Here is a 21,267-nt window from a genome sequence, read left to right as displayed (position 1 = left end):
CTCCGCGCGACCGCTACTTGACCTCGTACATCCAGATCAGCGCGTTGGCCAGTTCTCCGGTGGCATCCCATTTGTACTGGCGGGCCAGGCCGGGACCGTCGTAGCTGCGGACGAATTCCAGCAGATCGGGCCGGGTGACCTTACCCGAGTCGATCCCCTTGGCCAGGATGGTGGTGAGGTCGTAACCCTCGACCGAGTACACACCGGGCGCCTGCCCGTTGAGCTGCTGGTACCGGTCGGCGAAATCCTCCGGCGCCGGACCGCACGGGCAGGACAGTGCGGCCCCCTGGGCCGAACCGCCGGCCTGGGAGACGAACTGCGGATCGTTGGTACCGTCGGCGGAGACGAACACCGCGTCCACCCCGCCGGATTTCAGCTGCTGGGCCAGCGGAGCCGCCTCGGCGTAGTAGCCGGAGTAGAAGATCGCGTCCGGCTTCACCGCGGCGATCTTGGTGACGGTCGCCGAGAAGTCCTTGTCGCCCTTCTTGATCGAGGCCGCGCAGGCCGGATCGGCGGCCGCGCCGAGACCCTGGGTGATACTCGCGGCCAGGCCGACACCGTAGTCGGTGTTGTCCTGCACCACGCACACCTTCTTGTACCCGGCATTGTCGGTGAGGTACTTGGCGACCGACGGCCCCTGCACATCATCGTTGGCCAGACCGCGGAAGAAGGTCGTCCAGCCGCTCTTGGTGAGCGAGGCGTTGGTCGCCGAGGCGGAGACCGCCACCAGGCCGGCATCGCTGAGGATCTGGCCGGTGGCCTTGGTCTCCCCGGAGAACGCGGGGCCCACCAGGCCGATCACCGACGGATCGTTGACGATCTGCGGGATCACCTGGCTGGCCTTCTGCGGATCGCCCTCGGTATCGAACTTCTTCAGTTCGATCTTGCAACCCGGATTGGCCTTGTTGTGCTGGTCGAGGGCCAGGTTCACACCGTTGACGATGTTGATACCGAGCGCGGCGTCCGGGCCGGTGAGCGCGCCCGCCATGGCGATGGTGGTACCCGGCGCGCAGGTCGCCGAACCGTCGCCGGCGGGATCCGCGGCAGCCGATGCGTCGGTAGCCGGCACTTCGTTGCCCGCCGCATCGATCTGCATCACCGGCTGGATGGACAATTCCCCGGCAGCGCCCGGGGAATCGGATGCACCCGTCGATTTATCGCTACATCCGGTGAGCACGAGCGCCGCGACGGCGCCGATACCGACCAGGCCACGCGCGGTACGGCTGTACCGCGAGGGCCCGGACAGCCATGTCGAACCAAGCACGATCAAACCCCTATGTTCCTCATCCCACCCCGGGGAGCCCGGGGAAGCCGATCACGTCGGCTACGGAGAAACATAACCGCGGTGTGTTGATCCCGCATGACATTCGGCGCATGCAGATGACCTGGCCGTAAACTCTTCCCCGCCGGGTGTGGCCTGCGCGAACACAAACCGGTGACGAAACGATTACATCCGCTCACCGCGGGTTCACTGCGGTGCGAGGTTCTCCAGCACGACCTCGGCCACCGCCTTCATCGTCGTCCGCCGATCCATCGCCGTGCGCTGGATCCATTTGAAGGCCTGCGGCTCGCTCAGCCCCTGGGTCTGCATCAACACACCTTTGGCCCGCTCGACGAGCTTGCGGGTCTCCAGCCGCTCGGCCAGGCTCGCCACCTCGCTCTCCAGCGCGGTGATCTCATGGAACCGGCTGGCCGCCAACTCGATCGCCGGCACCAGATCGGACTTGGTGAAGGGCTTCACGAGATAAGCCATGGCTCCGGCATCACGGGCCCGCTCCACCAGATCGCGCTGACTGAATGCGGTCAAGATCACCACCGGCGCAACACGTTTCGAGGCGATCTCGGCAGCCGCATCGATCCCGTCGCGCCGCGGCATCTTCACATCCATGATCACCAGATCGGGACGGTGCTCCACCGCCAGATCGACAGCCTGCTGCCCGTCCCCGGCCTCACCGACGACGCGGTAGCCCTCTTCGGTCAGCATCTCCACCAGATCCATCCGGATCAACGCCTCGTCCTCGGCGACGACCACGCGCTTCGTCCCGGCGTCCGCACTAGTGCCCATCAACGACCCCTCTGGTTCCGATGCCTCATCCCCTGCACCGCGGACTCCGGACCCAGCCGATCCTCGGCCGTCGATCCGCCGCCACGCGATCGGGTGCTGTAGAGACTACCGTTCACCTGGAACGGCATCGCATATACCCTGCATATCGCCCCTCCACCCGCCCCCACGGACCCGCATTCGGTAATCCGCCGATGGCGGGCTATCATTTCCCTCCGGTGCGCCGAGTTGGCGGAACTGGCAGACGCGACGGTCTCAAAAACCGTTGTCCGAAAGGACGTGTGGGTTCGAGTCCCACACTCGGCACCAAGGTCGGGGGGTATTCCCGAAACCGGCCCATCTCCTACAGCCTCACGCAGTCCGCAGCAGCTCACGCCCCGGCATCCATTCCCATCCATCAGGGAGTACTAGTCGTTTCCTGTGGATACTGTGCGGCTCAGGTTGTCCGCAACCAGCGATCGAGGGCTGTGAAGTCGTCGTCGCCGAGCCCCCGGTACGACTCGACGTGCCGCAGGAACGCAGGGCCGGGGTGGTGGGCGGAGACCCAGGTGTGGTCGGCGTCGGTGATCTCGTCGTCGACCCAGGCGAACGGGCGGCCGGCAGCCCGGTCCACCAGGGTCCGGGTCTTCCAGCACAGCCCGAACCAGCGATCCTCGCGCTCGTGCTCAGCGGAGGGCTCCGGCCAGCGCACGACCGGCAGTTGTGGCAGCCCGAGCCGAGGAGCGATTTCGGAGTTGGCGTCGTCTTCCCATGTCGTCGCCCAGACCAGCTGACACGGCAGCTCCGCCAGCCGGCGGCCGGCCCCGAGGCTGAGCCGGGAGAAGCGCGAGTCCGACGCGACATTCCGGCAGCCGCGTTCGGGATCTTCACCGAACGGAAGAAGTGGCCCGTCGACATCGAGAAACAGCAGCGGGCGCTGTGTGTGACCGATCATGCTGCGGTGGCCTGCACTATCGGTAGGTGCGCGTTGACATGCTCCAGCCGGTGAGCGGCGCGTAGCCGCGCCAGTCCTGGCATATCGGACCCGTACAGCCGCTGGGCCGACGCCGGATCGAGATCGTGTACTCCGTACAGGTAAGGGCGTCCGCCGAGCCGGGAGCATCGCTCCAGTAGCTCGCCGAAGAGCCGGCGGACAGTCGAGATCGTGGCGGGGTCGTCGGGAATCGTCGTGTATATACCGAAACCGATCGCCACCGGAAGCGCGCCGGCCGGTGCGAAGGCGAAGCGGCTTGCCGATTCGGCCCGGCGTACGACCAGGAAGTACAGCATCAGCGGGAACCGGTCGAGCGGGCAGCGGGTCCGCAGCGCCTCCACCATCGGGGCCAGGGCACCGGGTGGCACCACGTAGTCGGTCCACATTCGTACCCTGTCGGCGGCCGGAGCGACGATCCTGGTGTGCGGGCTTCGGGCGGCAGGTCCGGTGCGAACCGTGCGGCAGTCCGCCCCGTTGCATCGTCGTGGCACACGATTCCAGCCGGTGCTGGAACGTATGACGCCCCGGCGCAACGATCCACAGTAGAGGTCCACCTCGTCGCGCTGCGCGATCCGTTCCGTGTGCTCGACCAGGTCGGACAAGGTGTCGTGCCGGAGGTGGTGCACATGGGCATACTCGCGATACGGGTCCGTGCGCAAGACCGCCCGTTCGATCAATCCCGCGGCGCCGAGTCCACCTAGCGCGAATCGGAAAAGCTCGGGATGTTCGGTAGGTGAACACCAGCGGCTGGCACCCGTGCCATCGGTCACCTGGATTCGCTCGACGTGATCGACTTGCATGCCGTTGCGTACCGACCTGATCCCGAATCCCCCGGCCGACAGCGTGCCACCCACCGTGACGTGCAGATGATCGGTGAGCACCGGGGCGGCTCTGCCGTGGCGATTGAGGTAGTGCTCGAGGTCGTACCAGCTCATACCGGCCGGTACCTCGACCAGGCCGGTCCCGAGGTCCCGAACCTGCGAAACACCGGAATCCGGGGTGTGGGTGACGAGTAGATCATCTGCCGTGACCGTTTGCCCGTTGCAACTGTGCCCGGCACCGCGCAGCGTCAACGGCCGGCCGGCCGCCAGGACAACCGAGGGAAACGCACCCGGCATACGGTGCACAGTCCGGGGCACAGCATGTCGTTCGCCGCCGAAATCGGTGGTGAACTCGTCGGTACAGGCTTCGGTGATGACAACTCCTCCTTCGGGACGACGGCTCGTTCCCAAGCATCTCCCCTTCCCACCGGTGGTATACACCGATGACCGTCCGAGGCAGGAAGTGAGCCAGGTGGGCCGATGGGCCGCCGGCACCACCCGCGCCGCCGGTGGCCGAGAAGGCTCTCGGCAGCCCCGGCGGCATGGCCCACAAGCGGTCGCTACCAGCGACTTTGAAGTTCTTTTACCGTTTTTCGGTACAACTCCCCCGAGGTAGAATATGATTCTACCTCGGACGCGAACGTATACTTTTGTGAGAAGAATCCAATTCTCACAAGCCGCGTCGGCCCGCATCAGACCGAGAAGCAACCGGCACCTCGCAGGTGACCGGGCGAACGGTCGCGCGCTCGTGAAAGGCGGAGGTGGATGGTGCTCTCCATCGTGAGGCGTTTGGGCAGAGGCCTACTGGTAGTCCTCCTGGTCACCCTGGCGGTCGTGGTGCTCTTGAGTTTCGCACCGGGCTCGGTGGCTCAGGTCATTCTCGGCGACGCCGCTACGCCGGAAGCTGTTGCCGCGCTGAACAGCAAACTCGGCCTCGACCAGCCGGTGTGGGTGCAATACCTGCACTGGGTCGGGAACGCGGCCCAGGGTGATCTGGGCACCTCGCCGCTCACCGGGCAATCGGTGACGACGGCGATCGCGGAGCGGTTACCGGTGACGTTCCAACTGGCCGCCATGTCACTGATCATCGCGTTGGTCTGCGCGGTCTTCCTCGCCGTGGTGTCGGTGATGCGGCCGGGAGGTCCGGTCGACCGAGGGACCGCCGCGCTCTCCTCCGTCCTCCTTTCTGTCCCTGCGTTCGTCGCCGGTCCGGTCCTCATCTACTTCTTCGCCGTCAGCCTCGGCTGGTTCCCGGTGACGGGATGGAGCCGCATCGAAGACGGGATCGGGGCGAACCTGCAGTCCGCCCTGCTGCCGGCCATGGCCATGGCGTTGATGGAGATCGCCGCGTTCCACCGGCTGTTGCGGACGGACCTGATGACCACCCTGCGTGAGGATTTCATCGGGGCAGCCCGGGCCAAGGGTATGAACGAGTGGTACGTGATGTTCCGGCACGCGCTCCGGCCGTCGTCGTTCTCGTTGATCACGCTGGCCGGTATCAATCTCGGGCGCTTGATCGGCGGCACGGTGATCGTCGAAACCCTGTTCTCGCTGCCCGGACTGGGCCAGTTGCTCGCCTCCTCGATCGTTTCCCGGGACCTCATCATGGTGCAGGGAATCGTGGCATTCATGGCGGTCGTCTACGTCGTCATCAACATCCTGGTCGACTCGAGCTATGAGCTGATCGACCCGCGGGTCCGGAAGGTGGCCACGGTATGACCCGAGCCCAAGTACAGATCGAGCTCGAGCAGCCGATCGAGGCACCGAAGAAGCCGGATGTTCCCCGGGTGCGGAAAGCTCGCTCGATACTGGTGTACCTGTCCTACGCCTGGTTGATCGTGATGATCGCGGCGGCGATCTTTGCGGATCTACTCCCCCTGGCGTCGTATTCGATCCCCATCGGCCCACCCCGGCAACCGCCGCAACTCGGGTCACTCGACCTGCTGGCCGGCACCGACAACCTGGGGCGATCGATGGTGTCCCGGTGCGTCTACGGCGCCCAGGTGTCGTTGCTGATCGGCACGGTCGCGGCCCTTCTCGGATCGGCGCTCGGGTCGAGTATCGGGATGCTGGGCGGCTATTTCCAGAAGCGGACGGACTCCGGGATCCGGCTGCTCAGCGATACGATGCTGGCGTTCCCGCCGCTGATCCTGCTGATGGCGCTGACCGCGGTCTTCGCCCCGGGACTGCGCACGCTGGTGGCCGGCCTGTCGCTGGTGATCATCCCGTCGTTCATCAGGCTCGCCCGGGCGAACACGCTGACCTGGACGTCCCGTGAGTTCGTCCTCGCGGCGCGGAACATGGGTGCCGGGCACGGCCGGATCCTGGGCAAGGAGATCCTGCCCAATGTGCTGCCACCCTTGCTGGCCTATCTCCCGGTCGTCATGGCCGCGCTCATCGTCGCGGAAGGATCGCTGAGCTTTCTCGGGCTGGGCATCCCGCCGCCGACACCGAGCTGGGGCGGAATGATCTCCGACGGCAAGGACAGTCTCGCCACTGCTCCACACATGGTTTTCGTGCCCGCCGCGGTCATCTTCTGCACCGTGTTCGCGTTGAACCAGGCCGGCGACCACCTGCGTGGCCGGTTCGATCGCACGATGCGCGACTGACCCGGCCCACTCCGAAGTGCCCTCCCCGTTTCAGCTCTGAGGTACCGAATGATGATCCGACGCTGTTGTCTGCTCGTCGCAGCCCTGCTGTGCCTCGCATCGCTCCTGACAGCGTGCGGTGGTGTTAGCAATGAAAAATCGGCGGGCACCGTCCCGGTGCCCGGCGGTACCGCCCGCATCGTGCAGATCACCGAGCCGCGCAGCCTCGACCCGGTGACGCTGAGCAACCAGTGGGTGCTCAATTCACTACTCGGCAATGCCCTGTTCGGGACGTTGATGATCAACGATCCGGAGACCGGCGAACTCACCTACACCATGGCGGAGAGCTTCGCTACCGACGACGGGGGTGCCACGTTCGAGTTGACGTTGCGGCCCGATCTGCGGTTCACCGACGGTACTCCGCTGGACGCGGCGGCCGTGAAATTCAACTGGGACCGGATCAAGGACCCGGCCGGCGGATCGGCCTCTCTGCAGGAAGCATCGATGGTGGCCTCGACGGAGGTGGTCGACGCCACCCGGCTCGCCGTCAGGATGACCGAGCCGGTTCCGAACTTCGCGGAGGCGATATACGGCACCTCGCTGAATTGGATCGCCTCTCCCGCCGCGCTGGCGGCCGGCAGACAACAGTTCGACAGCCACCCGGTCGGGGCCGGCCCTTTCACGCTGTCGCACTGGGCACGTGGAGATGCCATCGAGCTCGTGAAGAACCCCGGATACTGGGATGCGCCCAAACCCTTTCTCGACGCGATCACCCTGCGCACCAACGCCGATACCACGCAGCGGATCAATACCTTGATCAGTGACGGTGCCGATCTGGTGATCGAGACGAACCCGGCGAGCCTCACCGAGGCCCGCGAGGCGGGTTTCCCGACCGATACGGTGCCGTTGCACGGCGGGCAGACCCTGACCATGAACACGCGCCGGCCGCCCTTCGACGATGTGCGTGCCCGGCGCGCGGTCGCCGCGGCGATCGATCTCGAGGCCATCGACACCGGCATCTACAGCGGTGCCGGCCAGGTCCCGAAGACGCTGTTCGGCGAGTCGTCGCCGTTCCACACGGAATTACCGCTCCCCCAGCCGGATCGAGCGACCGCGCAACGACTTTTCGATGAGTTGGCGGCCGAGGGTAAGCCGGTCTCGTTCACCTTCACCAGCGGTCCCACCGCGGAGATCCGGGCGCTGGCGGAGAACGTGCAGGCGCAACTCAGCGCGTTCGCCAATGTCGAGGTCGCGGTCGTGGTCACGGATATCACCGGAGTGGTCGAGCTGCGCCGGACGAACAACTTCGATATGACGACAGCCGCGGCGAACTTCACCGATCCGGAACCGGCATTGTGGTCGGTATTCCACCGCAATTCCCGGCGCAACATGTCCGGGATAGACGATGCCGCGTTGAACCGGGCACTGCAGGACGGCCGGGCCGGAACCACGGTCGAACAGCGCACCGACGCGTATCGCCGGGTGCAGGAACGACTGAATGCTCTTGTCCCGGTGATCTTCCAGATCAGGAACGAACCGAGCGTCGTCACCCGCAGGAATGTCGGTGGTGTCGTGCAGTACGGCTACGGGTCGCTGCTACCGGAGGAACTCTGGGTCGAGAACTAGCTGCCGCAAACCATCCGGACACGGAACCGTGACCGATTCACTCCTCGATTCTCTTCTGAGAGGAACAATGATGTTCCGAGCATCGCTCTTTCGTTCGATCGTTGTCTGCTGTACCGCTCTCGTCCTGGCCGCCTGTGGCGGAGTCGGGGCGGGAACAGGAACCGGAACCGGCCCCGGTGGCGACCCGGTGCCCGGCGGTACGGCACAGATCACCCAGATCAGTGAACCGCGCACCCTCGACCCGGTGGCCCTGGGGAATCAGTGGGTGATCAACGCCCTCCTCGGCAATGCCCTGTACGGGACGCTGATGGTCAACAATCCGGACACCGGAAAGATCGAATACACCATGGCGACGGGCTTCGCCACGCACGACGGAGGTACCACGTTCGAGTTGACGTTGCGGCCCGATCTGCGGTTCACCGACGGTACTCCGCTGGACGCGGCGGCCGTGAAGTTCAACTGGGACCGCTTTCCCGACCCGGCCAACGGATCGACCTATCGCGAGGATGCGACGGTGATCGCGTCGTCCGAGGTCGTGAATCCGACCACGCTGCGGGTAACAATGCATCACCCCGTACCGCATTTCGCCTACACCCTCGTCGAAAGTTCGATGAACTGGATCGCCTCACCGAAGGCGCTGCAGGCCGGGCGCGCGGCCTTCGACAACAACCCGGTGGGTGCGGGCCCGTTCACCCTCCAGCGGTGGGCCCGGCAGGATGTGATCGAGCTGGTGAAGAACCCCGGCTACTGGGATGCGCCCAAGCCGTACCTCGACCGGATCGAGCTGCGCACCTCCGGCGATTCTGTTCAGGGCTTCAACACGCTGGTCAGCGGTGGTTCGGACGTGATCATCAGCTCCAACTGGGGAAGCATCGAAAAACTGAAGAACCAAGGTTTCCCCACCGCGGTATCGCCGCTGCACGGCGGACAACACCTGTCGATGAACATGCGGCGGGCGCCGTTCGACGATATCCGCGCCCGTCGGGCCGTGGCGGCCGCGGTCGATGTGAACGCGCTCAATCAGACCATCTACAACGGCAGCGGGGAACTCCCGACCACCTTGTTCCGTGAATCCTCTCCGTACTATGCGCAGGATCTGCCGTTGGACACGCACGATCCGGCGACCGCGCAACGGTTGTTCGACGAGCTGGCGGCCGAGGGCAAGCCCGTGAAGTTCCTGTACACCACCACCGCACAGACGGAGAACCGGCTGCTGGCGGAGAGTGTGCAGGCTCAGCTCAGCGCGTTCGACAATGTCGAGGTCGAGGTGAAGGTCATCGATATCGTCGACCTGATCAAGCTGCGCTATACACACGACTTCGACATGATGACCGGCGGGGCGTTCTTCGATGATCCCGAGCCGCGGCTGTGGACGGCCTTCCACGGTGACTCGAGCCGGAATACCGCCGGCGTCGACGATGCGGCCCTGAACAAGGCGCTCGACACCGGCCGGATATCGACGGATGTGCAGCAGCGCGGGGCGGCCTACCGGACGGTTCAGGAGCGGCTGATCGAACTGGTGCCCGCCATCTTCTACACCCGGACTGTCGCGGGCGCCGCCACCGGGAAGAACGTCGGCGGCCTCACCATGTACGGCGCCGGTTCGGTGCGGCCCGAGGAGCTGTGGATCGTCGAGTAGCGAGCGCGACCCTAGGAGAGCTGAGACCATGAGTGCTCAACCGAATCTGCAGGTGCGCAACCTGCATACCTATATCAATACCGAACGCGGTGTCGTGCGGGCCGTGGACGATGTGTCCTTCGATGTGGATCGCGCGCAGGCGCTGGGCGTGGTGGGCGAGTCGGGATCCGGGAAGTCGGTGATGGCCCGGGCGATCATGGGATTGTTCCCGCCCCGCGCCGGATGCTCCGGCGAGGTGATCTTCCAGGGCCGGAACATTCTCGCGCTCTCGAAGAAGGAGAAGCTCGAGATCTGGGGCAAGCAGATCGCCATGGTCTTCCAGGACCCCGGACGGTCGCTCAATCCGGTGGTGCGCGTCGACCGCCAGCTCACCGAGGGAATGCGTAAACATCTCGGAATCGGCCGTTCCGAAGCGAACACTCGCGCGCTCGAGCTGCTCCGGGAGGTCGGGGTGCCCGATCCGGAGCGGCGGTTACGCAACTACCCGCACGAGATGTCCGGCGGTATGCGGCAGCGAGTGATGATCGCGATCGCGCTGGCCTGCGAACCCGATCTGCTGATCGCCGACGAACCGACCACCGCACTGGACGTGACGATCCAGCGGCAGATCCTCGACCTGCTGCGCCGCGTGCAGCGGGACCGGGGGATGTCGCTGATGCTGATCAGCCACGACCTCTCGGTGGTCGCCGGTCGCACCGACCGGGTCTCGGTCATGTATGCCGGGCGGTTGGCCGAATGCGGGGCGACCCGCCAGGTCTTCACCGCCCCTCGGCATCGATACACCCGGGCTCTGATGGGCGCCACCCCGACGATCGACCACCAGCGGTACGCGCCACTGCGGCTGATCGAGGGCAGCCTGCCGGATCCGGCAGCACCACCGCCGGGATGCCGGTTCGCGCCCCGGTGCGATCACGTCACCGACGGGTGCCGCGAGGCTCCCGGTCCGGCGCTCACCGAGATCGCCGCGGACCACCTGGTGGCGTGTGCGCATCCGGCTCTCGAACCCGTAGCAGCCCTTTCCGAATCAGGTGGTGATATCCATGGCGGGTAGCGGAACCGCGCATCTGCGCGACGAGCCGGCACTGCTCAGCGTGCGCGATCTGGTGGTCGAGTACAACACCGACGGCGGGACCGTTCAGGCGGTGTCGTCGGTCAGTTTCGACGTCCTGCCCGGCGAGACCCTCGGAATCGTCGGGGAATCCGGGTGTGGAAAGTCCACGACCGGCCGGGCCGTACTCCGCCTGGACACGCTCACCTCCGGCCGGATCGCCTTCGCCGGCGAGCAGATCGACGAGGCCGACGGTCGCCGCATGCGGGCGCTGCGGCGGGAAATGCAGATGATCTTCCAGGATCCGGTGGCCTCGCTGAACCCGCGCAGGGCGGTGCGCGACATCGTGGTCGAGGGCTTGGCCGTGGCCGGAAAGCCCGCGGACGAACGCGAGTCGACGTCCAAGGAGGTGCTGGCCAAGGTAGGGATAGACGAGCGGCTCGCCGGCGCGCTGCCGCGACAGTTGTCCGGGGGGCAGGCCCAGCGCATCGCGATCGCACGTGCGCTGGCACTCGAGCCCCGGCTGCTGATCTGCGACGAACCGGTGTCCGCGCTGGATGTTTCCGTGCAGGCGCAGATCCTCAATCTCATTTCCGAGCTCAAGGCCGAATACGACCTGACCGTGGTGTTCATCAGTCATGATCTCGGTGTCATCCGAACGATCAGCGACAACGTCATGGTCATGTACCTGGGCAAAGTGTGCGAGTTCGGTGATGCCGTCGAGGTGTACGACCACCCGGCACACCCCTACACCAGAGCGTTGCTCGATTCGGTTCCGCTCGCCGATCCGGACGAGGGTTTCGCGGGCCCCGCGCTGGCCGGCGATCTTCCCTCACCGCTCGCACCGCCACAGGGCTGCCGGTTCCGGACACGCTGCCCGCGTGCCCAGCAACGATGTACGGACGAGGAGCCTCAGGTCCGGGCGGTCCGGCCGGGGCAGTACGCCGCCTGCCACTTCCCGTTGACCGAAGCCTGACGGCGCACCGCGGAGTCCGGGCTTTCCGTCACCAGGAAGGCCGGCTCCGGCAACACCGTCCGGCACACGACAAACCCTGCCGTTCGGAGGCAGGCACGTTACACCGTCGGACCCGGGTGGTCCGTCGCGGAGCCGGTAGCGTCATCAGCACCGGTTACCGACGCCTCGGACGCCGGAACCCGCGCGTGGCGGCCCGCCGGAAAAACGGCATGCCAATAGGAGATGAATTCACCGGCTCGGCGGTGTGATATTGGACGAACAGCGGTTCTGAGCTGCGGAGGGGCGAATTACCGTAGCGGCATGCACATCCTGTTCGTCTGCAATGGCAATGTGTGCCGTTCGGTGATCGCCGAACGACTCACCCACTCCATCGCGGTCGAATACCGGCTGGCCGGGATCACCGCGGAAAGCGCGGGGACCCGGGCGCTGGTCGGTTTCCCGGTGGAACCACGGGCTGCCGAGGCCATCACCGGGCTGGGCGGGGACCCGGGCAACTTCCGGGCCCGCAAGCTGAAACCCGAGCATATCGATCGCGCGGATCTGGTCCTCACCATGACTGAGAACATCCGGGACGAGATCGCCGAATCGGCCGCCGCAGGATCCCGGACCTTCACCTTGCTGGAGGCCCATCGGATCGCCCGGGTCACCGGGGCGCGCACCGTGGCCGAGCTGCATCGCAGCCGGGACAACCTGTCGCTGGTCGGACGGGAGAACATCGCCGATCCGATCGGTCTTTCCGCGAAGGCGTACTGCGAGGTCGGGGACAAGATCGCCGACGCGCTGGTGCCGCTGCTGGTGGCATTGGCGCCGGCGGCGCTGCCGGCCGCTCACCACAACTGGGGGCGGCCGCCGCTGGTGGTGCAGCCGGCGTCGTCGCCGAAGCGGCTCTCTCCGCTCGTCGCCGCCCAGCACACCGGCTGGTACGCGTGAACGCGCGCCCGGCGCAGCGGCCATCGACGAAGTCGTGAACGCCGCGCCGCGCCCCGATGGCACCGGATACCGGGGCGGGACCTGACTTTCCCGGCCGCGAGCACTACACTCGCGGTCCGGAACACCGATCCGAGAATCCAATCCCGTTGCAGGTTCGACACACGACAGGAATCAGGCATGCCGAAACGCATTTCGGATGTTTCGCTTCATGTTTATGTGACACCGGAAACCCTGGAACAACTCGTCGATTCCGTGCGCACGGAACTCGCCGAACATCTCGACGACGGTGACGTCTGCGCGTGGCGTTGCACGCTACCGGTCGCCGAGGACGATTCCCGGCACCGGGAATTCGACAGTCGCTGGCGCGCCGGGAATCCCGGCGCGGAACCGTACGGCCACGCGACTTTCGAAATCGCGCTGAGCCTCGCCGGCGATCCGGCGGAGCTGACCGACGGCTATATCGGCGCGCTGGAGCACCGGCTGCTGCGCGGCCTGGACGCCGTCGGGCCCGGGGCGCCGTTCACCCTCAGCGCCGAACAGCGCACGGACGCCGATATCGAGCCGCTCCTGCCCGAGCGGCTCTGAACCTTCGCCGACGGTCACAAAGCTCGCCCAGAGCAACGCATGCGGTCAGCGGAGGCCGCAGCGAAGGCGGAGGGATCGCCTCAGCGCCGCGGCGGGAAATGCCGGATGACGCCTTCCTGCACCGTGGTGGCCAGCAGATCGCCCGACCGGGAGTAGAAACGCCCGGTCGCCAGCCCCCGTGAGCCCGCGGCCACGGGGGACTCGGTGGCGTACAGGGCCCATTCGTCGAACCGGAACGGCCGGTGGAACCAGATGGAATGGTTCACCGTGGCGGCGACGATCCGGTCCAGGCCCCAGGACAACCCGTGCGTGGTGATGATCGAATCCAGCACCGTGGTGTCGGAGGAGTAGCTCAGCGCCGCCACGTGGAGCAGCGGATCGTCGGGCAGGGTGCCGTCGGCCCGCATCCACACGCGGTTGTGGTTGAGTTTCTCGCCCGTGCCCTTGAGGATCCAGGCCGGATCGTTGGTGTAGCGCATATCGATCGGGTGCGGAGCGTTGACGAACATCTCCAGCTTGTCCTCGAACCCGGCGAAGCTCTCCTGGACCCGGGGCAGAGTCTCCGGGTCCGGCACCTCGGGGCGTTCGTGCGCGTGTTCGAGGCCTTTGCCCCACTCCTGGAAGGAGGCCAGCATGACGAACAGTTCCTGGCCGTCCTGGGTCGCGGTCACGGTGCGGTTGGCGAAGGCCCGGCCGTCGCGATGGCGTTCGACGTGGAAGTCGATCGGCTTCTTGACATCGCCGCCCCGCACGAAGTGGGCGTTGAGCACATGAATCGGGCGGTGCCCGGCCGTGCGGCCCGCGGCGATCACCGCCTGGGCGACCAGCTGCCCACCGAAGGTCCGGCTGGCCACTTTCTCCGGATGGTGCCCACGGAAAACATCCTCGGACACCTCCTCGAGGTCGAGCAGTTCCAGCAGGGTGTCCAGATCGGAGTGGCGGCCGGTCGCCGGATCGTGCAACGGCGCACTCACCGAACGACTCCGCGGTTTTCCGGCATGAGCGAGTCAGGCCCGGAGGCGGTAGCGCAGCGTAACCACGCAGGGCCCTCGCTCATGCCCGATGGACACAGCATGAGCGAGTCAGGCCCGGAGGCGGTAGCGGAGCGTAACCACGCAGGGCCCTCGTCCATGCCCGATATCCACAGCATTCAGTGATCCTCCTCGCCGATACGGTGCACGTGGATGAGATTCGTGGACCCGACGGTACCCGGTGGCGAGCCGGCCACGATGACCACGAGATCACCTTTGCGGTAGCGGTTCATGCTGAGCAGGGCCTGATCGACCTGTTTGATCATCGCGTCGGTGCTGTCCACCGTGGGCACGATGAAGGTTTCGGTGCCCCAGGTGAGCGCCAGCTGGCTGCGCACCTCCGTCAGGGGGGTGAACGCCAGCAGCGGTAGCGGCGTGTGCAGACGAGCCAGCCGCCGCACCGTATCGCCGGACTGGGTGAACGCGACGAGGGCCTTCGCATTGAGTCGTTCACCGATATCGCGGGCGGCGTAGGAGATGACACCGCGCTTGGTCCGCGGTGTGTGGGTCAGGGGCGGCACACTGGTCGATTCGGTCTCGACCGCGTGCACGATCCGGGCCATGGTGCGCACCGTTTCGATCGGATATTTGCCGACCGAGGTCTCCCCGGACAGCATCACCGCGTCCGCGCCGTCGAGGACCGCGTTGGCGACGTCGGAGGCCTCGGCCCGGGTGGGCCGGGAGTTCTCGATCATGGATTCGAGCATCTGGGTCGCCACGATCACCGGCTTGGCATTCTCCCGCGCCATCTGGATGGCCCGTTTCTGCACGATCGGGACCTGTTCCAGCGGCAGTTCCACGCCCAGGTCGCCGCGGGCCACCATGACCGCGTCGAATGCCAGCACCACGGCCTCGAGGTTGTCGATCGCCTCCGGCTTCTCCAGTTTGCCGATCACCGGCACCCGGCGGCCGACCCGGTCCATCACCTCGTGGACGAGCTCGATATCCGACGGCGAGCGGACGAACGAGAGGGCGATGAAATCCACACCCAGGCTCAGGGCGAATTCCAGATCCTCGATGTCCTTTTCGGAGAGGGCGGGCACCGAGACATCCATCCCCGGCAGCGACACACCCTTGTTGTTGCTGACCGGGCCGCCCTCGGTCACCTCGCACACCACGTCGTTGCCCTCGACGCGGATCACTTCCAGCCCGACCTTGCCGTCGTCGACGAGTAGCCGGTCACCGGATTTGGCGTCGGCGGCGAGCTGTTTGTAGGTGGTGGAGACGCGGTCGTGGTTGCCGACGACATCGTCCACGGTGATGCGGACGGTCTCACCGGTCGCCCAGACGGTCCGCTCCTCGGCGAAACGACCCAGCCGGATCTTGGGGCCTTGCAGATCGGCCAGGATGCCGACGGCGCGGCCGAGATCTTCGCAGGCCTGCCGCACCTTCTTGTAGTTCTCGGCGTGGTCGGAATGCTCGCCGTGGCTGAAATTCAGCCGGGCGACATCCATACCACTGTCGACGAGCTCTCGAATACGTTCCTCGGTGGCAGTGGCCGGGCCGAGGGTGCACACAATCTTCGTCCGTCGCATCACGTGTCGAGCCTAATCCTGCCGGGATACTCCGTCCCGCCCGGCCCGCGGGCGGCCGCCGGAAGGGAATTCTGGGTGAACAGCGGCCCAACACCGCCCGTCTCAGGATGAACCGCAGGTTTGACAGTCCTGTTACCCAGGGCGAAATTCCGTGTGCGCGGCGGGCGCGCGACCGCCGGCGCCACACGCCCGCGGATCGGCCGGGCTTGCGGCGAACTCCCCCGGCGAGAAGACCTATCCGGAGCCGGGTTCCGGTCCCGGAAACGCGATATGCGGGCCCGCCGACAGCGGGCCCGCATACGCTGCGTGTTCGTGCGCTCAGTCCCGGAGCGGACGACCGTAGGAATCGGTGACTTTTCCGGTGAGAATCATGATGCCGTCGATGAGACCCCAGATCGGTCCCGCGATACCGCAGGTGAAAATGGTGGCGCAGATCTGGCCGATGGCGATCCCGGTGTCACCGAGATAGAACCGGCCGACACCGAATCCGCCGATGAAGATCTGCAGCAGCCCCGCCACCATTTTCTGCTTGTCCGACAGTGGCACCCCGTACATATCGCGGCCGTACGGCGCCTCCGGGTCGTACCCCATGGGCGCACCGTAGCCGGGCGCCGGCTGGCCGTAGCCCGGGGCGGCGCCGTACTGCGGATCCGGCTGCCCGGGATACGGCTGCGGCTGCCCCGGATAGGGCTGCGGCTGCGACGGGTAGGGCTGAGCCTGCGGCTGCGACGGATACCCCGGCGCTCCCGGCGCTTTGCTCAGATCCGGGCCGGTCCCCGGCGGGCCGTATTGAGGTCCGCCCTGCTGGTACGGATCGGTCACTGTTCCTCCTTCGTGGCGCCCCCGGTAGTGGAGGACAACCGATTTCTCGCTCCCCTGCCCGAAATGGTGTCAGATGGACCACACCGTCCGCCGGGCGACGCCCTATTCGGCTCGCGGGGCGGCAGATTCGGCGGTTTTGCCGTTCTTGTCGAGCACGGTCTCATCCGGTGCCGCGGTCGCGGCCTCCGGGGATACCGCGACCGCGGTATCGGTATCCGTATCCGTATCCGGCTGTGCCACCGCATCCGTTTCCGCGGCAGCGGATTCGCTGACCGCGGTGTCCTGCGCTCCGGTCTCCGGGTCGGCGGGATCGGCGTCCGTCGCGTCCGTCGCGTCCGTCGCGTCCTTGGTGAGCTTCGCGCTGTCGTTGTCCGCGACGGATTTCGCCGCCTCCGCGCTCCCGGCCGGCTTCGCGGAGCCGGCGTCCTCCGTCGTCTCCGTGGACGCGTCGGTGGCCGCGGATTCACCGGACTCGGTGGAATCGCCGGTACCGGAGCCGGCTTCGGCGGACGTTGCGCCCGCGGCTCCGGCCGCGCGCAGGGCACCCCATTGCCACGGCCACGGCCGCGGGCCGGCTCCGGGGCGGAGTTGTTCGGCGGTCTCCCGGCCCTTGGTGGCGAACAGGAAGTAGGCGACCGCGACCAGGAACACCAGTGCGGAGGTGAACGAGTTTATCCGGATACCCGCGATCTGCGTGGCCTCGTCGTCGCGCATGAGTTCGACGAAGAACCGTCCGAAGCAGTAGCCGGCGACGTACAACGCGAACAGGCGCCCGTGCCCGATCCGGAAGCGCCGGTCGATGTACACCAGCGCCAGCACGATCGCGACGTTCCAGAGCAATTCGTAGAGGAACGTGGGATGCACGACGGAATGCACCTCGCCCGAGGAGACACCGTTCATCATGTCCAGCCGGCCGGACTCGTCGAATCGCAGGTAGATCTCCAGGCCCCACGGCACATCGGTCTCGCGGCCGTAGAGTTCCTGGTTGAAGTAATTGCCGAGCCGGCCGATGGCCTGGGCGAGCAGGATCGGCGGGGCGATGGCGTCGCCCAGGGCGGGCAGCGGGATCTTGTAGATCCGGCAGGCGATCCAGGCGCCGATGGCACCGAAGAACACCGCGCCCCAGATACCGAGGCCACCCTGGTAGATCTTCAGGGCGTCCATCGGGTTGCCGTCGGCACCGAAGTACTTCTGCCAGTCGGTGGCGACGTGGTAGATGCGGCCGCCGATGAGACCGAACGGTACGGCGAAGACCGCGACGTCCAGGACCGCGCCCGCTTCACCGCCGCGGGCCCGCCAGCGCTTCTCGCCCCACCAGATGGCGACGATGATGCCGAGGATGATGCATACCGCGTACGCGCGGAGCGGGAACGGCCCGAGTTCCCAGACGCCCTGCGGCGGGCTGGGCAGGTAGGCCAGCAGTTCGGCGGCGGGCGGGACGGCGCCGCCGGGGGTTCCGGCGGTCGAGGCGGTCTCCGATACGGCAAGAACGGTCACGGGGGCAACCGTAGTCCAGGCGGCTACGTTGGCAAGTCCGGCCTCCGCCCCGCGAGTGTCACGACGGTCCGGGGACTCCCTACCTCAGGCAGCTGCTCCGGGTACGTCGACTCCCCGTTCCGCCCATGGCAGGACGGGTGCGCAGGTCAGGACGCGACCGCGGCGGCCCGGACACCGCCGGCCAGCTCCGCGGTCAGCGCGCGCACCGCGTCGAGACCCTCGGCGGCGGCCGTGACCAGCGCCGACCCGACGATCACACCGTCGGCGTAGGCCGCGATCTCGGCGGCCTGTGCCCCGGAGCGCACCCCGAGTCCCACACCGATCGGGATATCGCTGTGCGCGCGAATCCGGCCGCACAGCGCGGGTGCCATGGACGAGACCGCGTCCCGGGCACCCGTGACGCCCATGGTCGACGCGGCGTACACGAAACCCGAACTGGCATCGATGGTGGCGGCCAGCCGCTCTTCGGTGGACGAGGGCGCGACCAGGAAGATGCGATCGAGGCCGTGCGCGGTGGAGGCGGTGAACCAGTCACCGGCTTCCTCGGGGATCAGGTTCGGGGTGATGATGCCGGCTCCCCCGGCCGCGGCCAGATCGCGGGAGAATCGATCGACCCCGTATTTGAGCACCGGGTTCCAGTAGCTCATCACCACTGCCTGAGCGCCCGCATCGGTGACGGCTTCGACCACGGAGAACACATCGCGTACCCGGACGCCGCCCCGTAAGGCCTGATCGGCCGCGGCCTGAATGGTCGGCCCGTCCATCACGGGGTCGGAGTAGGCGACCCCGATTTCGACGATATCGCAGCCGGATTCGACCATGGCCCGCACCACCCGGCGGGAGCCCTCGAGATCCGGATAGCCGGCCGGCAGGTAGCCGATGAGCGCCGCGCGGCGATCGGCCCGGCAGGCCGCGAAGGTGGCGCCGAGACGGGATTCGGAACTCACTGGCCGTTCTCCTTGCCGCTGTCGGGATCGTCGAAGAGCCCGAACCAGCGGGCGGCGGTGTCCATATCCTTGTCGCCGCGACCGGAGAGGTTCACCAGGATGATCGCTCCCTCGCCGAGCTCACGGCCCAGTTCGAGCGCCCCGGCGACGGCATGCGCGGATTCGATGGCCGGGATGATGCCTTCGGCGCGACTGAGCAGCAGCAGGGCGTCCATGGCCGCGGTATCGGTGACCGGCACGTATTCCGCGCGGCCGATATCCTTCAGCAACGCGTGCTCCGGGCCCACGCCGGGATAGTCCAGGCCGGCCGAGATGGAATGCGATTCGATGGTCTGGCCGTCCTCGTCCTGCAGCAGATACGAGTAGGCGCCCTGGAAGGCGCCGGGGGAACCACCGGCGAAGGTCGCCGCGTGCCGCCCGGTGTCCACACCGTCACCGGCGGCCTCGTAGCCGACCAGCCGGACCCCGGGATCGTCGATGAAGGCGTGGAAGATGCCGATCGCGTTGGACCCGCCACCCACGCAGGCGGCGACGGCATCGGGGAGCCGGCCGGTGAGGCTCTGCACCTGGGCCCGGGCCTCGAGTCCGATGACCCGCTGGAAATCGCGGACCATCATGGGGAAAGGGTGCGGGCCGGCGGCGGTGCCGAAGCAGTAGTAGGTGTCGTCGGCGTGGGTCACCCAGTCGCGCAGGGCCTCGTTGATCGCGTCCTTGAGCGTTTGCGAGCCGACGGTCACCGAGATGACCTCGGCCCCCAGCAGCCGCATCCGGGCCACATTCAGCGCCTGCCGGGCGGTATCGACGGCACCCATGTATACGATGCAGTCCAGGCCGAGCAGGGCGCAGGCGGTGGCCGTGGCGACCCCGTGCTGCCCGGCGCCGGTTTCGGCGATGATCCGGGTCTTGCCCATCCGCTTGGCCAGCAGCGCCTGCCCCAGCACATTGTTGATCTTGTGCGATCCGGTGTGGTTCAGATCCTCGCGTTTGAGCAGGATCCGCGCCCCACCGGCGTGTTCGGCCAGGCTCGTGCATTCGAACACCGGCGAGGGGCGGCCCGTGTAGTCACGCTGCAACCGGTCGAGTTCGTTCAAGAAAGCGGGGTCCAGTCGGACCTTGTCGTATTCGGCCGTGACCTCCTCGATCACCGCCATCAGCGCCTCGGGCACATGTCGGCCGCCGTAGACGCCGAAATGGCCGCCCTCGTCGGGTTCGTGCTCGCTGCGCTGCGAAACCCCCTGGCTGGCGGCGGGCAACGGGGTGCTGGTGGACGACCCTGAGGTTGCCATCATCGCCCCCGCCGGGCCGGTTTCGGGCAGGACGGATGCGTACCGGCGGTGACCAGTTCGGAGACCGCGGCGCGGGGATCACCGCTGGTGACCAGCCCCTCGCCGACGAGTACCGCGTCCGCGCCGGCGCCCGCGTAGGCGAGCAGATCGGCGGTGCCGCGAACGCCGGATTCGGCGATCCGCACCACCTCGGTGGGTAATCCCGGCGCGATCCGGGAGAAGCAGTCCCGGTCGACCTCGAGCGTTTTGAGGTTCCGGGCGTTGACACCGATCACGCTCGCACCGGCGGTGAGGGCACGATCGGCCTCCTCCTCGGTGTGCACCTCGACCAGTGCGGTCATCCCGAGCGATTCGGTGCGATCGATCAGCGACGCCAGAGTGTCCTGTTCCAGGGCGGCCACGATCAGCAGGATCACATCCGCACCGTGGGCACGGGCCTCGTGGATCTGGTACGGGCCCACGACGAAGTCCTTACGCAGCACCGGAATGGTGACCGCCGCGCGTACCGCGTCCAGATCGTCGAGCGATCCGTGGAAGCGCCGGCCCTCGGTGAGCACACTGATGATCCGGGCGCCACCGTCCTCGTAGGACTTGGCCAGACTCGCCGGGTCGACGATGTCGGCGAGCGCGCCCTTGGACGGACTGGCCCGCTTGACCTCGGCGATCACGCCGATCCCGTCTTCGAGGAGGGCTGCCTTCGCGTCGAGTGGCGACGGGGCGGCGGCGGCCGCTGCCTTCACCGCGGGAAAGTCCAGCACTGCTTCCCGAGCGGCTACATCCGAGCGGACCCCGTCGAGAATCGAGTCGAGTACAGTCATCTGGCTCGAATCCTTTCTGGGGAGACGCGAGTTACTGCCTGCAGGAATTCCCCCAGGCGCTGTCTCACCGATGCTGAACAAGA

The 21,267-nt window shown here is 66.9% G+C and carries 19 protein-coding genes and 1 tRNA gene; 9 read left to right on the top strand and 11 right to left on the bottom strand.

Annotation, left to right across the window (positions count from 1 at the left end; translation table 11 throughout):
* Nucleotides 1-13 precede the first annotated feature (13 nt).
* Both ACIA75_RS13200 and ACIA75_RS13195 read right to left on the bottom strand, forming a co-directional pair.
* Entirely contained in the window at nucleotides 14-1,264 is a 1,251-nt protein-coding gene (locus ACIA75_RS13200; RefSeq protein ID WP_397103246.1) for a branched-chain amino acid ABC transporter substrate-binding protein, read from the bottom strand.
* A gap of 204 nt (nucleotides 1,265-1,468) precedes the next feature.
* Complete coding sequence (locus tag ACIA75_RS13195; RefSeq protein ID WP_397103244.1) at nucleotides 1,469-2,065, bottom strand: ANTAR domain-containing response regulator; 597 nt, start codon at nucleotides 2,063-2,065, stop codon at nucleotides 1,469-1,471.
* Between the two features lie 219 nt (nucleotides 2,066-2,284).
* Between ACIA75_RS13195 and ACIA75_RS13190 the strand changes: the two genes are divergently transcribed.
* A tRNA-Leu gene (locus ACIA75_RS13190) sits at nucleotides 2,285-2,371 on the top strand.
* Between the two features lie 127 nt (nucleotides 2,372-2,498).
* Here ACIA75_RS13190 and ACIA75_RS13185 read toward each other — a convergent pair.
* Both ACIA75_RS13185 and ACIA75_RS13180 read right to left on the bottom strand, forming a co-directional pair.
* Complete coding sequence (locus ACIA75_RS13185; RefSeq protein WP_397103242.1) at nucleotides 2,499-2,996, bottom strand: HAD domain-containing protein; 498 nt, start codon at nucleotides 2,994-2,996, stop codon at nucleotides 2,499-2,501.
* The gene (locus ACIA75_RS13180; protein WP_397103240.1) at nucleotides 2,993-4,267 is read right to left on the bottom strand and encodes an FAD-binding protein; all 1,275 of its coding nucleotides are present in this window, start codon (nucleotides 4,265-4,267) and stop codon (nucleotides 2,993-2,995) included. Before ACIA75_RS13180 ends, ACIA75_RS13185 begins: the two co-directional genes overlap by 4 nt.
* Before the next feature lie 354 nt (nucleotides 4,268-4,621).
* On the opposite strand from ACIA75_RS13180, the gene ACIA75_RS13175 reads away from it, so the two are divergent.
* From ACIA75_RS13175 to ACIA75_RS13140, 8 genes are all read left to right on the top strand, one after another.
* Nucleotides 4,622-5,575: an ABC transporter permease gene (locus ACIA75_RS13175; protein WP_397103238.1), complete on the top strand. Its 954-nt coding sequence runs from the start codon at nucleotides 4,622-4,624 to the stop codon at nucleotides 5,573-5,575.
* A complete protein-coding gene (locus tag ACIA75_RS13170; protein WP_397103236.1) occupies nucleotides 5,572-6,465 on the top strand; it encodes an ABC transporter permease in 894 nt (297 codons plus the stop codon). Before ACIA75_RS13175 ends, ACIA75_RS13170 begins: the two co-directional genes overlap by 4 nt.
* Nucleotides 6,466-6,645: 180 nt before the next feature.
* Nucleotides 6,646-8,070, top strand: a complete 1,425-nt coding sequence (locus ACIA75_RS13165; RefSeq protein WP_397103234.1) for an ABC transporter substrate-binding protein — start codon at nucleotides 6,646-6,648, stop codon at nucleotides 8,068-8,070.
* A gap of 70 nt (nucleotides 8,071-8,140) precedes the next feature.
* On the top strand, nucleotides 8,141-9,709 hold the full coding sequence (locus ACIA75_RS13160; protein WP_397103232.1) for an ABC transporter substrate-binding protein: 1,569 nt from the start codon (nucleotides 8,141-8,143) through the stop codon (nucleotides 9,707-9,709).
* Nucleotides 9,710-9,737: 28 nt separating this feature from the next.
* Nucleotides 9,738-10,760 (top strand): ABC transporter ATP-binding protein, encoded by a 1,023-nt coding sequence (locus ACIA75_RS13155; protein ID WP_397103230.1) that lies wholly within the window; start codon nucleotides 9,738-9,740, stop codon nucleotides 10,758-10,760.
* On the top strand, nucleotides 10,750-11,733 hold the full coding sequence (locus ACIA75_RS13150) for an ABC transporter ATP-binding protein (protein WP_397103228.1): 984 nt from the start codon (nucleotides 10,750-10,752) through the stop codon (nucleotides 11,731-11,733). Before ACIA75_RS13155 ends, ACIA75_RS13150 begins: the two co-directional genes overlap by 11 nt.
* A gap of 300 nt (nucleotides 11,734-12,033) precedes the next feature.
* On the top strand, nucleotides 12,034-12,663 hold the full coding sequence (locus ACIA75_RS13145) for a low molecular weight phosphatase family protein (protein WP_397103226.1): 630 nt from the start codon (nucleotides 12,034-12,036) through the stop codon (nucleotides 12,661-12,663).
* A 177-nt stretch (nucleotides 12,664-12,840) separates the two neighbouring features.
* A complete protein-coding gene (locus tag ACIA75_RS13140; protein ID WP_397103224.1) occupies nucleotides 12,841-13,248 on the top strand; it encodes a hypothetical protein in 408 nt (135 codons plus the stop codon).
* Nucleotides 13,249-13,328: 80 nt separating this feature from the next.
* Here the strand turns inward: ACIA75_RS13140 and ACIA75_RS13135 are convergent, their stop codons facing one another.
* The 7 genes from ACIA75_RS13135 to trpC all read right to left on the bottom strand — a co-directional run bounded on the left by ACIA75_RS13135 (nucleotide 13,329) and on the right by trpC (nucleotide 21,184).
* Nucleotides 13,329-14,222: an acyl-CoA thioesterase gene (locus ACIA75_RS13135; RefSeq protein ID WP_397103222.1), complete on the bottom strand. Its 894-nt coding sequence runs from the start codon at nucleotides 14,220-14,222 to the stop codon at nucleotides 13,329-13,331.
* A gap of 176 nt (nucleotides 14,223-14,398) precedes the next feature.
* Nucleotides 14,399-15,817: a pyruvate kinase gene (pyk, locus tag ACIA75_RS13130; protein WP_397103220.1), complete on the bottom strand. Its 1,419-nt coding sequence runs from the start codon at nucleotides 15,815-15,817 to the stop codon at nucleotides 14,399-14,401.
* 315 nt (nucleotides 15,818-16,132) lie between these two features.
* On the bottom strand, nucleotides 16,133-16,636 hold the full coding sequence (locus ACIA75_RS13125; protein WP_397103218.1) for a TM2 domain-containing protein: 504 nt from the start codon (nucleotides 16,634-16,636) through the stop codon (nucleotides 16,133-16,135).
* A gap of 102 nt (nucleotides 16,637-16,738) precedes the next feature.
* Nucleotides 16,739-18,133 carry a prolipoprotein diacylglyceryl transferase gene (gene lgt / locus ACIA75_RS13120; protein ID WP_397103216.1) on the bottom strand — a complete coding sequence of 465 codons (1,395 nt, stop codon included), beginning with the start codon at nucleotides 18,131-18,133 and terminating at the stop codon, nucleotides 16,739-16,741.
* 146 nt (nucleotides 18,134-18,279) lie between these two features.
* Complete coding sequence (gene trpA, locus ACIA75_RS13115; RefSeq protein WP_397103214.1) at nucleotides 18,280-19,080, bottom strand: tryptophan synthase subunit alpha; 801 nt, start codon at nucleotides 19,078-19,080, stop codon at nucleotides 18,280-18,282.
* Nucleotides 19,077-20,366, bottom strand: a complete 1,290-nt coding sequence (trpB, locus tag ACIA75_RS13110) for a tryptophan synthase subunit beta (RefSeq protein WP_397103212.1) — start codon at nucleotides 20,364-20,366, stop codon at nucleotides 19,077-19,079. The genes trpA and trpB overlap by 4 nt, the downstream gene beginning before the upstream one ends.
* Entirely contained in the window at nucleotides 20,366-21,184 is an 819-nt protein-coding gene (gene trpC / locus ACIA75_RS13105; RefSeq protein ID WP_397103210.1) for an indole-3-glycerol phosphate synthase TrpC, read from the bottom strand. The genes trpB and trpC overlap by 1 nt, the downstream gene beginning before the upstream one ends.
* Between the last annotated feature and the right edge of the window lie 83 nt (nucleotides 21,185-21,267).

It is taken from the genome of Nocardia sp. NPDC051750, assembly GCF_044453135.1.
In the GTDB taxonomy this organism is placed as follows: Bacteria; Actinomycetota; Actinomycetes; order Mycobacteriales; family Mycobacteriaceae; genus Nocardia.
The sequence above is the reverse complement of the archived record's forward strand: the minus strand, read 5'-3'. Positions and strand labels throughout refer to the sequence as shown.

Coding starts and splice junctions, on each gene's coding strand:
- ACIA75_RS13195 (WP_397103244.1), bottom strand. CDS start 2,065: ATGGGCACTAGTGCGGACGCCGGGACGAAGCGCGTGGTCGTCGCCGAG.
- ACIA75_RS13185 (WP_397103242.1), bottom strand. CDS start 2,996: ATGATCGGTCACACACAGCGCCCGCTGCTGTTTCTCGATGTCGACGGG.
- ACIA75_RS13175 (WP_397103238.1), top strand. CDS start 4,622: ATGGTGCTCTCCATCGTGAGGCGTTTGGGCAGAGGCCTACTGGTAGTC.
- ACIA75_RS13170 (WP_397103236.1), top strand. CDS start 5,572: ATGACCCGAGCCCAAGTACAGATCGAGCTCGAGCAGCCGATCGAGGCA.
- ACIA75_RS13160 (WP_397103232.1), top strand. CDS start 8,141: ATGTTCCGAGCATCGCTCTTTCGTTCGATCGTTGTCTGCTGTACCGCT.
- ACIA75_RS13155 (WP_397103230.1), top strand. CDS start 9,738: ATGAGTGCTCAACCGAATCTGCAGGTGCGCAACCTGCATACCTATATC.
- ACIA75_RS13150 (WP_397103228.1), top strand. CDS start 10,750: ATGGCGGGTAGCGGAACCGCGCATCTGCGCGACGAGCCGGCACTGCTC.
- ACIA75_RS13145 (WP_397103226.1), top strand. CDS start 12,034: ATGCACATCCTGTTCGTCTGCAATGGCAATGTGTGCCGTTCGGTGATC.
- ACIA75_RS13140 (WP_397103224.1), top strand. CDS start 12,841: ATGCCGAAACGCATTTCGGATGTTTCGCTTCATGTTTATGTGACACCG.
- trpB (WP_397103212.1), bottom strand. CDS start 20,366: ATGGCAACCTCAGGGTCGTCCACCAGCACCCCGTTGCCCGCCGCCAGC.
- trpC (WP_397103210.1), bottom strand. CDS start 21,184: ATGACTGTACTCGACTCGATTCTCGACGGGGTCCGCTCGGATGTAGCC.